Consider the following 13,987-nt stretch of genomic DNA (forward strand, 5'->3'; position numbering starts at 1 on the left):
TTATATCAATTTTAGATAATAGATATGATCTGATAAAAGGAGGGCAAGCGATGACAAAAAAAGCATGGTTTCTGCCGTTCGTCTGTGTATTACTGATTTCCGGATGGTTTGCGCCGGCAGCTTCAGCAAGCGTGCAAACCGCATTAAGCCTGAATGACCGATTGGCGTCTTCCCCTTCAGGAAAAATGAGCCTTCTCTCATTAGCCGCACCCGCAGCACCTTATACTGACATTGACACCTATTATGAAGGGGCTGACGGAAAAACAGGGAAATCGCTAAAAAGCGCCCTGCACCGCATCATCAGCGGACACACGATGCTGTCCTACAGCGAAGTGTGGAACGCACTGAAAGAAACCGATGAAGATCCGGCAAATCCGAATAACGTCATCCTGCTCTATACGAATGAATCACGGTCCAAAAACTTGAATGGCGGCAATGTCGGCGATTGGAACCGCGAGCACGTCTGGGCGAAATCCCATGGCAATTTTGGTACGGGCAAGGGACCCGGAACTGATATTCACCATTTGCGCCCGGCTGATGTCCAAGTTAACAGCGCCAGAGGAAATATGGATTTTGACAATGGCGGTACTGAATATAAGAAGGCACCCGGAAATTATTATGATGGCGATTCATGGGAACCCCGCGATGATGTGAAAGGCGATATTGCCCGCATGCTGTTTTACATGGCTGTCCGCTACGAAGGTGATGACGGCTATCCTGACCTTGAGCTTAATAATAAGACAGGCAACGGCTCGGCTCCTTATATCGGCAAACAATCTGTCCTGCTCGACTGGAATAAACAGGACCCGGTTGACGACCGTGAGCGAAAAAGAAATGAAATCATTTATGAGAAATACCAGCACAACCGCAATCCATTTATCGACCACCCTGAATGGGCCGGCGACATCTGGCCGTAAGTAAAAGGTGCTCCTGAAAAGACATCTTCAGCATGAGCAAATTGCAGAAAAGCATAAAACAATCTCTAAATGATCTTACGCTGGCATATTCAGCTCGGCGCTGTCCCGATTCCAAAATCAGCATCACTAGACCGCCAGCTTGAAAATATCTCTGTTTTTGATTTCTCCCTTGAAGAAAACGACATGAAGATCATCGATTCGTTTACCCGCGCGGAGTATGAGGAGTTTTAAGAGAAGTAATACTCAATAAAGAACGTGGTATAGCGGCCGTCCTTTTCAGCGAATTAATTATCCCGTAATCACAGCTGCCCTGCTGATTTTAAGTCTCTCACTTGCCGTTACATTAAACGGAGGGACGCGGTTTCACCATCCTTATAGAGTCAGACTGTTTAAAAAAAGACCCCCTCGGGTCTTTTTTTGTGTTTTTTCAAATCATTTCCTTTACAGGATTGACATTACACCTTCAAATACATATAATCCTATAAAAATAGTAAGGAATGAATCTGTGAAGGAAGGTGGCCATTCTGATGAAGCGAAAAAGGGTCTGCACTCTCATAATCATAGCTGCTTTTTTAAGCCTCACTGCATGTACAGCCAATGAAACAAATGGAAAGCAGCCCATTCGAATCGGATTCCAAAAAGGAAATACGCTGCACCTTTTAAAAGAAAGCCGCTATTTAGAAAAACGATTACCACACGAGAAAATTGAATGGATTGAATTTGAAGGCGGCGGGGCTTTATTGGAGGCGTTGGCTGCCGGAAAGATTGATTACGGCAATGCCGCTGACGGATCAGGTATTTTTGCGCAAAGCTCCGGCAAACACATTGTTTACGTGGGTGCGAGTCCGCCAAATTTATCAGGTGTCGGTGTGGTCGTAAAAGAGAATAGCCCCATTCAATCCTTTGCTGATTTAAAAGGGAAAATGATAGCCGCGAATAAAGGGGGAAATCACCATTACCTCGCTCTCTTGGCTTTGAAAGCCGCCGGGTTAACCCAGCACGATGTCAAATGGGCTTTCGTATCGGATGCCGCCCAAGGCAGGGCTGCTCTGGAATCGGGTGAAGTCGATGCTTTTGCAACGTACGATCCGTTCCTCGCCGGAGTCGAAGAAAATGGACATGTGAGAACTCTCTCCCATCATGTTGCGGCTTATCCGAATCGAACGTTTTACTATGCTGCACCGCAATTCGTACGCGAACACCCCGATCTGGTCAAATCTATATTAGAGGAGACTGACCGCTCAGACCGATATGCCAGCACACATCAAAACGAAATCGCCAGCCGTATCGCGACTCTGACCGGTATTCAGTCTAATATCTTGAAACGGGCGACAAAGCGAAAAAACTACGGCGTGAATACGCTGACGAAAGACATCATATCCGCCCAGCAGCAGCAGGCAGATGACTACTATCAGCTCGGATTAATAAAAGACCCGATCCGCGTTTCTGACATCATGCCTCTCGATCCTTTGCGGAAGCCTGTTTTAAAAGAAAGTAAAGGAGGCGAATGATGATGAGAAAAAGTGTACTTCCCTGGCTGGTGCCGATTTTTATTCTAATCGTTTGGCAATTATTTTCTTCCTCACATGTATTATCAGAGGGTCTTTTTCCTTCTCCGCTATCTGTTTTAAAAGCATTGTGGGAGCTCATCACAAATGGAGCGCTTTCTCTGCATTTACAAATCAGTTTAGCGCGTGCACTGAGCGGATTATTGATTGGCGGACTGATCGGCTTTGTCCTCGGTATTATCAACGGCTGGTCAGCGCTTTCCTTCCGTCTGCTAGATACAACCATCCAAATGATCCGGAACATTCCGCACTTTGCCCTTTTGCCGCTTGTTATTGTCTGGCTTGGAATCGGCGAAGCTCCGAAAGTATTTCTCGTCGCGCTTGGCGTCATGTTTCCCGTCTATATTAATACGCTCCATGGCATTCGGAACGTGAACCGCGAACATATTGAAATGGGGAAAATGTACGGCTTACGCGGTTTTCAATTATTCAAACAAATTTATTTCCCTTCCGCTCTTCCTTCTATATTCGTCGGCTTTCGTTATGCGCTCGGCGTTATGTGGCTGACCTTAATCGTTTCTGAAACAATCGCCACAAGCAACGGAATTGGCTACCTTGCCATGAATGCACGTCAATTTATGCAGACGGATGTCATTATCGTCAGCATTTTAGTCTACGCCTTATTAGGAAAAGCAGCCGACATCATTGCTCATATCGGTGAGCGCTATGCGCTTAAATGGCATCCTAATTATCAAAAGCAAGGATAGGAGTGAAAAAAATGGCACAGCCCTCTCAGAAAATAGAGTTGTATAACCAAGCAAATGAGCAAGCGGCCCAAATTAAATTGGACCATGTCAGCAAACAATTCGGCGGCACACAAGTCTTAAAAGACATTTCTTTGACAATTGAACAAGGCAGATTCACGGCCATCGTCGGAAAAAGCGGGAGCGGAAAAAGCACATTGCTCCGCATTCTGGCCCAGTTAGAACAAACGAGCTCAGGCCAACTGACATTCAGCGGCACAGATGAGAACAGCACCACAATGATGTATCAGGATTCACGGCTGCTGCCATGGAAAAAGGTCATCGATAATGTATTAATCGGGCTGCCGAAAGAGCGGACAAAAAAAGCAGAGGAAGTGCTGAAAGCAGTCGGATTGTGGAATTACCGCCACGCATGGCCGTATAAGCTGTCAGGCGGACAGCAGCAAAGGGTTGCCCTTGCTCGTGCTCTCATCAGAAAGCCGTCCCTTCTTCTGCTGGATGAACCGCTCAGCGCATTGGATGCCCTCACCCGTCTCGACATGCAGCAATTGATAGAAAAGCTATGGAAACAAAATGGATTTACAGCTGTGCTCGTCACACACGATGTGCAGGAAGCGGTCCGCCTTTCTGACCGCGTCATCATGATCGAAGACGGAGAAATCAGTTTCGACATCCCGATCCGCGCCAAACGCCCTCGCTCCTTGTCCGACAGCACACTCATTCAGATTGAACATGAGATCTTGCATCGAATTCTTCAGCGGACATGACAACGGGATGATGCAGCCTGACATTCAAGAGAAAGCTGACGGAATCACTTGTCAGCTTTTTCTGCCTTTACAATATATGAATTCGCAAACTCTTCTAAGCAAAATAAGTGCAGTCTGACAGCAGTTAAAGGTGTATTCATATCATGCTTTACTTTATGCAGGAGTTCCTTTTGCTGTTTGAGTTCCAGTTCGCGGTATGTTGTTCTTTCAATTAACATTACCGACTTGATCAGTTCCCCAATCTGAGGTGCTCCTTTTTAGGAGCACCTTTCCTAATACACAGCCTCTTCCGTCTCCGCATCGAAAAAGACGGCGTGATCCATTTTCACTGCCAGCTGAATCGAATCGCCTGCGGCAATTCGCGTGTTCCCATCCAGGCGCACCGTCAGCCGCTCGTCCCCGCTTGTGACATGGACAATCAGCTCCGATCCCAGATTTTCATTCACTTCCACCTTCGCTTTACACACTGAATCAAACAGCTGTTCATTCCCTGTCATGTGTGTGATATGCTCCGGCCGGATGCCGGCAATCATCTGTTCTCCGGCGTAGCCCTTTTCTCTAAGCCGCTTTGCTTTTTCTTCAGGAATGTGAAGCCGGATCGAAGGATTTGTGAAAAACAGCTCGCCATGCTGCTCTTCTATGACGCCTTTCAAAAAGTTCATTCCGGGAGAGCCGATGAAACCTGCGACAAACAGATTTGCCGGATAATGATAAATGTCATGAGGTTTCGCCACCTGCTGGATTTCTCCTTCATTCATCACGACAATCCGATCGCCCATTGTCATCGCTTCGGTCTGGTCATGTGTGACATAAATGATGGTGGCCTCTAAACGCTGGTGCAGCTTGCTGATTTCTGTACGCATCGTCACTCTCAGCTTCGCATCCAAATTGGAAAGCGGCTCGTCCATTAAAAAGACCTTCGGCTCCCTCACAATCGATCTGCCCAGCGCCACCCTTTGCCGCTGCCCGCCGGAGAGCGCCTTCGGTTTCCTCTTCAGCAAATGCTCAATCTCTAAAATTTGAGCTGCCGCATGAACCCGCTCGGTGATTTCCTGTTTGGACATTTTTCTGAGCTTTAATCCGAACGCCATATTATCAAAAACCGTCATATGCGGATAAAGCGCATAGTTTTGGAATACCATTGCGATATCACGTTCTTTCGGAGGGAGATCATTGACCCGCTCCCCATCAATGAGAAGGTTTCCTTCAGAGATGCTTTCCAGTCCCGCCACCATCCGCAGCGTGGTCGATTTTCCGCATCCTGACGGCCCCACCAGCACCAAAAGCTCCTTATCCTTTACATTTAAATCAAAGTCCTTCACCGTTAATTGTGAGTGATATGATTTTTTGACATGTTCAAATGTTAATGAAGCCATCAGACATTCCCCCTATCTTTTCATCTGTTATTTCGTCACTGGAAACAACTCGGTCTTTCTGTTATTTTTAAAATAATCAATTCCTATTTTTGCTATATTCCTAAAATAATAAATGCGAATTTGTATTATAACGTCATATTACATTATAATATGAATAACAGGTTAAAAGGAGGCTACCTTTTGTTAAACAATGGAAGTTCTACACCTTTATACATTCAGCTGAAACAAATCATCACTGATGATATCAAAAAGGGCGTGTATTCTCCCGCCGCCAAGCTGCCTACTGAAAACGAGCTTTGCAGCAAGTATAATGTCAGCCGCATTACCGTCAGGAAAGCCATTCTCGATTTAGTCGAAGAAGGCTATCTGATCAGGCAGCAGGGAAAAGGAACGTTCGTTAAAAGCCCTAAATTAAAACGGGAGCTGATTGCAGTAAACGGCTACTCGGAATTTATGGAATCAACCGGAAAAAAACCGAAGCACCATGTGCTGTCCCATGAGATCATTCCGGCGGCAAACCTCATTGCTGAGAAGCTTCAAATCAATCCCGAGAGCCCTGTCGTTGAACTAAAACGGATTTTATATAACGATGACCAGCCGCTCACCTTTGAAGTGACACATTATCCGCTGGATCTGTTTCCCACTATTGATACGTTTATTGCTGACGGCGTATCCATGCATGATATTTTGAAACAGCAATACCAAGTTGTTCCGACTCACAATACGAAGCTATTAAATGTCGTATATGCCCAGCAGGAGGAAAGCAAATACCTGGATTGCGATATCGGCGATGCGCTGTTTGAAATTGATAAAACGGCTTTTACATCAAATGACCAGCCAATCTACTGCTCATTGTTTTTGATGCACACAAACCGTGTCACCTTTACCATCAACAGCCCCTACACTTAATAGGCATAAAAAACGAGACACTGCTTACAGTATTCTCGTTTTTTCACTGCTTCCCCCGTCATCCTCCAAGCGATAAGGATGGCCATAGCCGAAAGCCCCGTACACGCTGCAAGTTTTCGCAGCCGTTTCCGCCGCTTGGCGCAAAGCAGGCGTTATGTCCTGCTTCTCACAAAAGGCAGTCAAAAAACCAGCGATAAAAGAATCTCCCGCTCCAAGTGTATCTATTATATCAATTTCCACAATCGGCTGATGATAGATTCGGTCTCCCGCAGACAGGATCGCTCCCTGGCTCCCGCGGGTCAGACAAACGAATTTGGCTCCGTACCCATGTGCTTTTTCAATAAGCGCACCGCACTCTGACTTACTCAAATCGCTTCCTGAAAAAAACGCATACGTCACATAAGGACAGACCTTTCTCAAATAATCATCCTCCCGATTGGTTGAAAAATCAAAAGAGACCGGGATCAGCCCGCACAGCTGCGGAAGATCGTTCTCAAGCCGGCTGTACACACTGGTATGCAGCAGATCATGCCCGCTGATAAAGGCGAGATCTTTCTCCTGGAACACGAGCCGGAGCCGGGACTGAATGCCGCCTTTATTTGACCTGACAAAAATCCGGTCCCCCTGTTCATCAAGGGTGACAATGGCCATTCCGTTTTCTCCGTGCGCTTGGCGGATGTAATCCGCATTAACCTTCTCTACTTTCAGTACGTTCAAAAGATGTGCCGCAGCTTCGTCATTGCCGACAATTCCGATATAAGAAGCCACGTGCCCGAGCCGTTTGGCAAGCACAGCGACGTTCAAGGCATTTCCTCCCGGGTAAAACGTTTCTTGATCCTTATAGTAATCGACAACGTTATCTCCGACCGCAATCAATTTCATTTTTCTTCCCCCTTTAACCTTTTACACTTCCGCTTGCAATCCCGCGGACAAAATACTTCTGCATCAATAAAAATAGAATGATAATCGGCGCTGCTGAAATCGTTAACCCCGCCAGCAGGACGCCCCAATCTGTCTGCAGCGCGTCTCTGAACTGCATCAGTCCGGCTGGAATGGTCCGCAAATTCTCATCATCTATGAAAATAATCGCAAACATAAACTCATTCCACGTATGGTAAGCCGTCAAAATGCCGGAGGTGACCAAGATCGGCACACTCATTGGTAAGAAAATTCTGAAAAATACTCCAAAACTTGAACACCCATCTAAATAAGCCGCCTCCTCCAATTCTTTTGAAATAGAAAGAAAATAAGAGCGGATCAAAATGATGGTGAATGGAATCCGGTAAGCCGCATACGGGAGGATCAACGCCCAATACGTATTGTACAGGCCAAGCGACTGAATAATAGAATAAAGCGGCACAAGACTGACCTGCGGTGTCAGCATCAATCCGCCAAGACACAGCACCAAAAAGAATCCTTTTCCTTTAAACTCAAAACGGGAAAGTCCATACGCCGCCCATGCACTGATAAAGACAGTGATCACACACGTCAGCGCCGTGACAATGACACTGTTCATAAAATAAGAAGAAATCCCCTGATTCCAGGCCGACACAAAGTTCTCCGGATGCCACGAAGACGGCAGCGACCAGCTGTGCTCAAAAATATCATCCGAGTTTTTAAAAGCACTCATCACCATCCATAGAAGCGGGTAGGCGATCGCAATCAGATAAAGAAACAGAAAAACCCACACAGACGTTTCTCCGATGTACCATTTTCGTCTAGGCTTTCTTTTCTCCTCAATGCGCCGGTCAGGCACAGGCTCCAATCTGAACGAATCTGTCTTCTTCTGGGGCAGCATCTGTTAATCCTCCTTTCCGGTTTTAAAGAACTTCATTTGCATGAGCGACAATACGAGGGTAATGATTAACACAACGGTGGCAATCGCTGAGGCATAGCCCATCATATCCTTTGTAAAGGCGCTTTTATATAAAAACGTGCTTAAAACTTCTGAAGCGTTGCCCGGCCCGCCGCCTGTCAAGATGTACGGTTCATTAAATACCGTAAAAGCCCCGGTCAGCGTCATGACGACCGCCACAAAAGACATCTCTTTCGTCTGGGGAACGGTAATGTGAAAAAACTGCTGAATTTTTCCCGCCCCGTCAAGCCGGGCCGCTTCATACAGTTCATCCGGTATTTTTTGGATCGACACAATATACAGCATCGCAATATAACCGACAGATTGCCATTGAGACACGAAAATAACAGAAAGCATAGCCGTGCTGTCCTCCCCAAGCCAAGCCCTCGTCAGCTGATCAAGACCTGCCGCCTGAAGCAGCTGATTCAAAAGCCCCGTCTCAGGGTTGTAAATAAAATCAAACAAAAGCGCGATCACCGTCATAGAGATGACGACCGGCAAAAAGAAAACGGTGCGAAAAAACGGCGACCATTTTCTGACCAGCTTATCCTCAAGCACCGCCGCCAAAATCAAACCGCCAAATACCTGGCATACAATGGAGATCACGGCGTAAAGCACATTATTGGAAAGCGCCCGGTAGAAGACAGGATCATGAAGCAGTTCCACATAGTTTTTCAAGCCGATAAACGTTTTTTCCGGAGAAAAAGAGCTCCACTGAAACAAGCTGAGGAAGACATTCTCAAAAATCGGGATATAAACGAAAAGTAAAAAAACGAGAGCGGGCACCAAAAACAAATAGGGGATTATTTTATTCTGATTGACCAAGGATATCTCATCTCCTTTATAAAAAGAAAAGGTGCGAAGCTTCACCTTTTCTTGATTTATTCAGCTTGCGCCCTCACTTGCTTCGCTGCTTTTTGAACGGTCTTCATCACCTGCTCCGGTGTCATGTCGCCGCCAAGCATTTGCTGGACGCTCGTTAGGTACGCATCTGCGACTTCAACATCGACATCCATATCAAACCATGGAACCATTGATTTCGCATCAACAATATGCTGAACGGCTTCACGCTGGACGGCTGTAGAATTTTCTTCAGTTGCCGTTCCTTGCACCGCACTGTATTTTCCGACATCTTTGACGAGCTTTTCCCCCATTTTCTTCGACGTCAGAAACTGCAAAAATTCCACCGCTTCCTTCGGATGTTTTGTTTTTGAGGAAATCATGAATCCTTCCGGCGCTCCCGTTAACGCTTCTGAAGATCCTTTTTGCCCGCTGATTTCAGGGAATGGGAACATCCCCAGATTCACCGGTTCAACCAGCTTGATCTCCGCGGTTTCCGCATATATCATCGCCGACTTTCCGCTCTTAAATTGCTGCCTTACATATTCGTGGTCGACGGAGTTTACATGTTTATTGAAGTAAGGCATCAGCTCCTGAAGCTTTTCAAGTGCTTTTACATAGCCTTCATCGGTAAATTCACCTGTTTTGGCGTTATAGTCCTTTTCCCGGGTTTTTTCATCGACCATCCGCTGATTGAGCGTGCCGATATAGTGCGAGATTGTCCAAGTTGCCTTTGTGCCGAAGCTGATCGGTGTGTAGCCATGTGCTTTCAGCTTCTTTGACACATCGATTAATTCGTCCCATGTCTTCGGCGGATTAAGGTTCAGTTTTTGAAAAATGTCTTTATTATAGAAGAATGATTTAGCGTCCATTTGCCATGGCACGCCATATTGCTTGTTTTCATAAGTAAACGGTGTAATTTGCGATTGAACGAGCTGTGATGACCAATCGGTATCATTTTTGTAGTAGGACGAGAGATCAAGTGCTTTATTGCCTTTAATGAATTTAAAAGCAAACTCGTCGCTCCAAGAGAAGTAAATGTCTGGAGGACTGGTGGTTCCCAGCATAACCTTAATTTTGTCTTTATAGGAGTCATTCAAAACGGATTCAATTTGAATGTCGATATCCGGGTGCTTTTTTTCAAATTCCTTTACAACCTCTTGAAAGTAACTTTTTTCCGGCTCCTTCGGCCATCTGTGGAAAAATTTCAATGTCACCTTTCCGTCCGCTGAACTGCTCTGACTCGAACAGCCTGCAATGGTGAGCAAACTGACAGCTGCAATGATCAAGAACAACAACATTTTCTTCAAAGGGTTGGCCTCCTCTGGACACTAGACTATAATGTTATATAACATTATAGTCTAGTGCATAATGGTTCCTCATTTTCAGATCAATACTCAACTTTCCACATGTATCTTCTATGAGATAAAGGATGATTTCTCGCCTCTGCCAGTTCGTCTGCATAGCTTCTCAGCACACGGTTGAGGACAAGCGGGGCAAGATAGCCTTTAACTGAATCGTCAATTGCAGTGAAATCGTAGGATGCGGCATCAAGCACAGTGAGCTTTCTGCCATACTTTTTCGAGAAGGAAAGCGCCCGCTCTTCAAGAGGTCTTGTTTCGTCTAAGCCGAGCAGGATAATAAATGGAACGGATTCATCAATGATTTCGAACGGTCCGTGAAAATATTCTCCGGCATGAATGGCGTGGGAATGAATCCATTGCATTTCCATGAGAATGCAGATGCTGTAGGAGTAAGCGACACCGTAGTTTGCACCGCTTGCCATTGTGTAAATGATGCTTTCTTTTTCATGAGCTTTTGCGAATTGCTGTGCGTTGTCAGCTTCCTGCTTAAGGGCTCCTTCATACACAGCCTGTAATTGGTCTAAGCCTTCAATGGCCTGCTCAAATTTCGTGTTTTTTTCTAAAACTTGCAGGGTGCCGAAAACGATTTGATACAAAACGCCATAGTTCGTATTGATCGCAAGCGCCTCATCACCCCAATCGTACTGGGCAACATATTGCGCTTCCTGTGCTAAAGGAGACTCCGGTTTATACGTCATCGCAATCGTAAGCGCGCCTTTGCCCCTTGCAAACGCGGCAGCTTTAACTGTTTCCGGGGTATTTCCCGAATGCGAGCACAAAATAACAAGAGACTTTTCACCAAGCTGAACAGGGTTGCGCTGAATAAATTCGTTTGAGCTGTAAAGGTCTGAGCTGATTGATTTTGACTCCCTGTCAAACACATATTTACTCGGATACATAATGGCCGAAGACCCTCCGCAAGCGACAAAGAAGACATGGTCAATGGTTTTCCCTTTCAAATCCTGCAAGAAAGCTTGAACCTCACGATTTACTTTTGCTGTGGCCTGACTCAAATCCTTCACTCCTTATTTTTATTATATAACGTTATATAACATTATATATTGTTATATTAATCGCAATAAAGGTGTGTTGTCAATTATATTTTCTGAAATTTCTAAAATATAAAGCGAGATCGCCTTAATTCCCGCACTCTCTTGACCTGACCCTTAGAGACACGTTTAGAATAAAAGCAGGGAGTGATGCAGAATGAATATAAAAGAAGCCGCCCGGCAGACGGGTCTCACGAAAAAAGCCATCAAATATTACGAGCAGGAAGGTTTAATCACCGTCAGCAAAAACCCTGATAACGGATACCGTGAGTATTCCGCAAAGGATGTAAATACACTGAAAATGATTGCCGCCCTCCGAATGCTGGCACTTTCCGTAAGCGATATTAAAGCGTTCCTCTTAGAGGGCAGCAGCCTGCATGAGATACTGCAGCAGCAGCATCAAAAGCTCAGCCGGCAGATTGAAGGGCTTGAGCAGGAACGGAAACTCACCGAACTGCTGCTCAAACGCGTGGAGGGTGCAGAAAATGTCGATTCCATTTTACATGACATCGGCGAAGTCCAAATAGACGAACCGAAGTATATGGGGCTTCAGCTGAAAAAACTGTTCCCGGGAGATTTCGGAAAATTTATCGCCGCGCTGTTTGAACCGTTCCTCGACTTTTCTATTGATACAGATGAGAAAAAAACGACATGGGCGGAGCTTATTAAAGTATTGGATGATATGGAAGAAGTGCCGGCCGCACACCCGATGATGCAACTGGTCGGCAGCGAGGATCCGGCTCAGCTCCAGCAGCACAAAGCCCAGCATGACCAATTCATCGAGCGGATTTTGGAGAGAGACCCCGCTACTTGGGACACTCATAAAAACACAATCATTCAGCTCGTAAAAAGAGTGCAGACAGATGAAGAATACAGAGAAAACCTGATCAAGGTCGGGGAATCCGCTTCGGATCTGCCGGCACTTAAGGCAGGTTCGCCTTTCAGCAATCTCCTTCAAAAGCTCAGTCCGACCTATGACAAATACGTGCGCCTTCAGCTTGAACTGAAAAAAGAAGCCGACGAGGAGCTCGGCTTTGATTCAGAGGCATATTTAAAAAAGATGCTGCAAATAAAAAAACGCTAAGGCCGATTTCCTTAGCGTTTCTTTCTTCAGCTTCAGTGCTGCGCATTAATGCGGTCCACGACATGAGCGATGAGCTGCTCTTTGCCTAAGTCGGAATTTTCGTCAACGCTTGCTACGGTCAAAATGATGGCCGCTACCGCAAGAGCGATCGTCTCAATGGCGGCTGCCGCGTTTAAAAACACCCAAACTGCCGTTGCGCATTGGCCGATGGCCGTTGATTTTCCTTTGTCCATGCTTTTTTTGTCAAATTCTTCTTTCAGCACTTTCGCCATAATCTGTGAACCTTGATCAATGACGCTGTTCACTTTCTCATAATCGCCGCTGTAGACAGCCGTTTTTAACTTTTTAAAATAATCCGGCGATGACTTTTTAATATCAGCGATCACCTGATCGGAAACTTGCTTTAATTCGTCCTGATTAATCTTTTTGACAGCTTTGGTATCCCATACCTCGGGAAGAAGCTTTGCGACCTCACCTTGTCCAAAAAAGATGCCGGAAAAAATGTCTTCACCCGAATAAGAGACGGCTGGCTTCGTTTGCGCTGTGGCATGCGGGCCGACTAATGCGACCATTAAAACAAACACCAGCAGCATGGCGGCAGCTGACCTTTTACTTTTAACCATATAATTTCCTCCTTTTCCTTTTATTGAGAAAATTGTATCTGATAAAATAGGGATTGTAATGGTTCAAATCTACTGTTTTCTCTGCCGGCACCAAAAACAGGACCAAAATACCAGACACTGTAATGGAAAATGAGGTAAGCCCAAGCATGACAGCAAAAATTTCATGCATAAAAATGGATATAAACAAGATCAGGCGCCAATATTTTTTCGGAGCGAACAAAGCGCAGAACATAATAGTTTGCACAATGAGCGTGCCCCAAGTCGGGATGATGACAAGCTTTGACTGCAACATAAAGTCAAACAGACTGTGAAGCGCATCCGGCAGCCCCAGCATCGGATCGTTCAAATAGTAATAAACGGCGGTGCCGTTCTGCCACTCTTCTTCCATCAGTTTGGCAATGACGGAGTTAAAGTACAGCATCGCGACCTGTATTCTGATGATTGTCAGTGTCGCCCAGCATAAGGAACGGTAATAAGGCTCAAGCGGCCTTTTCTCAAAAGACGCTTCGTACGGAGACCAGTGCCATTTCCGCGGATCAGTTAATGTCAAGGGGAGCAGCAGCAGCGTAAAGACGGCAGCCACCTGATCTCCCCCGTCAAGGGTAACGGCGGAGTTTTGGAAGCTGTATGAAATCCACCAGTGAAAAAAACCGGTTAGGCGGGGCCGCCAGCCAATGACAACCAGAATTAAAATACAGATACAAACGGCTTTGACGACCTCAATGTAACGGAAATCGGGAAACAGCAAGAACAGGCTGAACGTATCGGAAAAGCTGAGCATTTGATTTTGCGTTTTAAAGAAGACAGATGCCGGATTGAACAGCAATGTCAGAAGCGTGCCGAGCGCGATTAAACTTCTGGCAAGACCATACACATTTGTCCAAGGCGGATTCTTCATCATCCATAAGGTGAGCTGCTTTTTTGCATCCTG

13 protein-coding genes and 3 pseudogenes are annotated in these 13,987 nt (G+C 45.8%); 7 read left to right on the forward strand and 9 right to left on the reverse strand.

Going from position 1 to position 13,987, the window contains the following annotated elements; translation table 11 throughout:
• Positions 1–50: 50 nt before the first annotated feature.
• The 5 genes and pseudogenes from ABDB98_RS15270 (at position 51) to ABDB98_RS15290 (ending at position 3,956) form a co-directional block, all read left to right on the forward strand.
• Complete coding sequence (locus ABDB98_RS15270) at positions 51–917, forward strand: endonuclease I family protein (RefSeq protein ID WP_438420577.1); 867 nt, start codon at positions 51–53, stop codon at positions 915–917.
• A gap of 37 nt (positions 918–954) precedes the next feature.
• Positions 955–1,148, forward strand: a pseudogene (locus tag ABDB98_RS15275) (aldo/keto reductase); the annotation flags it as partial.
• 296 nt (positions 1,149–1,444) lie between these two features.
• Complete coding sequence (locus tag ABDB98_RS15280; RefSeq protein WP_438420578.1) at positions 1,445–2,428, forward strand: aliphatic sulfonate ABC transporter substrate-binding protein; 984 nt, start codon at positions 1,445–1,447, stop codon at positions 2,426–2,428.
• Positions 2,428–3,192, forward strand: a complete 765-nt coding sequence (locus tag ABDB98_RS15285) for an ABC transporter permease subunit (RefSeq protein WP_438420579.1) — start codon at positions 2,428–2,430, stop codon at positions 3,190–3,192. Before ABDB98_RS15280 ends, ABDB98_RS15285 begins: the two co-directional genes overlap by 1 nt.
• Before the next feature lie 11 nt (positions 3,193–3,203).
• Positions 3,204–3,956 carry an ATP-binding cassette domain-containing protein gene (locus ABDB98_RS15290; protein ID WP_438420580.1) on the forward strand — a complete coding sequence of 251 codons (753 nt, stop codon included), beginning with the start codon at positions 3,204–3,206 and terminating at the stop codon, positions 3,954–3,956.
• A gap of 92 nt (positions 3,957–4,048) precedes the next feature.
• Here ABDB98_RS15290 and ABDB98_RS15295 read toward each other — a convergent pair.
• Together ABDB98_RS15295 and ABDB98_RS15300 are read right to left on the reverse strand one after the other, a co-directional pair.
• A pseudogene (locus ABDB98_RS15295) lies at positions 4,049–4,213 on the reverse strand (two-component sensor histidine kinase); the annotation flags it as partial.
• A gap of 15 nt (positions 4,214–4,228) precedes the next feature.
• A complete protein-coding gene (locus tag ABDB98_RS15300) occupies positions 4,229–5,332 on the reverse strand; it encodes an ABC transporter ATP-binding protein (RefSeq protein ID WP_438420581.1) in 1,104 nt (367 codons plus the stop codon).
• Positions 5,333–5,512: 180 nt separating this feature from the next.
• On the opposite strand from ABDB98_RS15300, the gene frlR reads away from it, so the two are divergent.
• Entirely contained in the window at positions 5,513–6,241 is a 729-nt protein-coding gene (gene frlR, locus ABDB98_RS15305; RefSeq protein WP_060964356.1) for a transcriptional regulator FrlR, read from the forward strand.
• A 24-nt stretch (positions 6,242–6,265) separates the two neighbouring features.
• Here frlR and ABDB98_RS15310 read toward each other — a convergent pair whose 3' ends face one another.
• From ABDB98_RS15310 to frlB, 5 genes are all read right to left on the reverse strand, one after another.
• Positions 6,266–7,123, reverse strand: coding sequence for a fructoselysine 6-kinase (locus ABDB98_RS15310; protein WP_438420582.1), 858 nt, complete (start codon positions 7,121–7,123; stop codon positions 6,266–6,268).
• A gap of 13 nt (positions 7,124–7,136) precedes the next feature.
• Positions 7,137–8,039 carry a carbohydrate ABC transporter permease gene (locus ABDB98_RS15315; RefSeq protein ID WP_438420583.1) on the reverse strand — a complete coding sequence of 301 codons (903 nt, stop codon included), beginning with the start codon at positions 8,037–8,039 and terminating at the stop codon, positions 7,137–7,139.
• A 3-nt stretch (positions 8,040–8,042) separates the two neighbouring features.
• Entirely contained in the window at positions 8,043–8,921 is an 879-nt protein-coding gene (locus ABDB98_RS15320) for a carbohydrate ABC transporter permease (RefSeq protein ID WP_438420584.1), read from the reverse strand.
• 56 nt (positions 8,922–8,977) lie between these two features.
• Positions 8,978–10,246, reverse strand: a complete 1,269-nt coding sequence (locus ABDB98_RS15325) for an ABC transporter substrate-binding protein (RefSeq protein ID WP_438420585.1) — start codon at positions 10,244–10,246, stop codon at positions 8,978–8,980.
• An 80-nt stretch (positions 10,247–10,326) separates the two neighbouring features.
• The gene (frlB, locus tag ABDB98_RS15330) at positions 10,327–11,313 is read right to left on the reverse strand and encodes a fructosamine deglycase FrlB (protein ID WP_016938024.1); all 987 of its coding nucleotides are present in this window, start codon (positions 11,311–11,313) and stop codon (positions 10,327–10,329) included.
• Positions 11,314–11,506: 193 nt separating this feature from the next.
• Between frlB and ABDB98_RS15335 the strand changes: the two genes are divergently transcribed.
• Positions 11,507–12,433, forward strand: coding sequence for a MerR family transcriptional regulator (locus tag ABDB98_RS15335; RefSeq protein WP_438420586.1), 927 nt, complete (start codon positions 11,507–11,509; stop codon positions 12,431–12,433).
• A 32-nt stretch (positions 12,434–12,465) separates the two neighbouring features.
• On the opposite strand, the gene ABDB98_RS15340 is transcribed toward ABDB98_RS15335, so the two are convergent.
• Both ABDB98_RS15340 and ABDB98_RS15345 read right to left on the reverse strand, forming a co-directional pair.
• A complete protein-coding gene (locus ABDB98_RS15340) occupies positions 12,466–13,056 on the reverse strand; it encodes a sporulation delaying protein family toxin (RefSeq protein WP_438420587.1) in 591 nt (196 codons plus the stop codon).
• 84 nt (positions 13,057–13,140) lie between these two features.
• A pseudogene (locus tag ABDB98_RS15345) lies at positions 13,141–13,957 on the reverse strand (sporulation-delaying protein SdpB family protein); the annotation flags it as partial.
• Positions 13,958–13,987 lie beyond the last annotated feature (30 nt).

The sequence above is a fragment of the Bacillus siamensis genome, from assembly GCF_051628075.1.
In the GTDB taxonomy this organism is placed as follows: domain Bacteria; phylum Bacillota; class Bacilli; order Bacillales; family Bacillaceae; genus Bacillus; species Bacillus siamensis.

What these genes read in the sequence shown, in the direction of transcription:
- ABDB98_RS15290 (WP_438420580.1), top strand. Translation starts at nt 3,204, where the DNA reads ATGGCACAGCCCTCTCAGAAAATAGAGTTGTATAACCAAGCAAATGAG.
- ABDB98_RS15335 (WP_438420586.1), top strand. Translation starts at nt 11,507, where the DNA reads ATGAATATAAAAGAAGCCGCCCGGCAGACGGGTCTCACGAAAAAAGCC.
- ABDB98_RS15310 (WP_438420582.1), bottom strand. Translation starts at nt 7,123, where the DNA reads ATGAAATTGATTGCGGTCGGAGATAACGTTGTCGATTACTATAAGGAT.
- ABDB98_RS15270 (WP_438420577.1), top strand. Translation starts at nt 51, where the DNA reads ATGACAAAAAAAGCATGGTTTCTGCCGTTCGTCTGTGTATTACTGATT.
- ABDB98_RS15280 (WP_438420578.1), top strand. Translation starts at nt 1,445, where the DNA reads ATGAAGCGAAAAAGGGTCTGCACTCTCATAATCATAGCTGCTTTTTTA.
- ABDB98_RS15300 (WP_438420581.1), bottom strand. Translation starts at nt 5,332, where the DNA reads ATGGCTTCATTAACATTTGAACATGTCAAAAAATCATATCACTCACAA.
- ABDB98_RS15315 (WP_438420583.1), bottom strand. Translation starts at nt 8,039, where the DNA reads ATGCTGCCCCAGAAGAAGACAGATTCGTTCAGATTGGAGCCTGTGCCT.
- ABDB98_RS15285 (WP_438420579.1), top strand. Translation starts at nt 2,428, where the DNA reads ATGATGAGAAAAAGTGTACTTCCCTGGCTGGTGCCGATTTTTATTCTA.
- ABDB98_RS15340 (WP_438420587.1), bottom strand. Translation starts at nt 13,056, where the DNA reads ATGGTTAAAAGTAAAAGGTCAGCTGCCGCCATGCTGCTGGTGTTTGTT.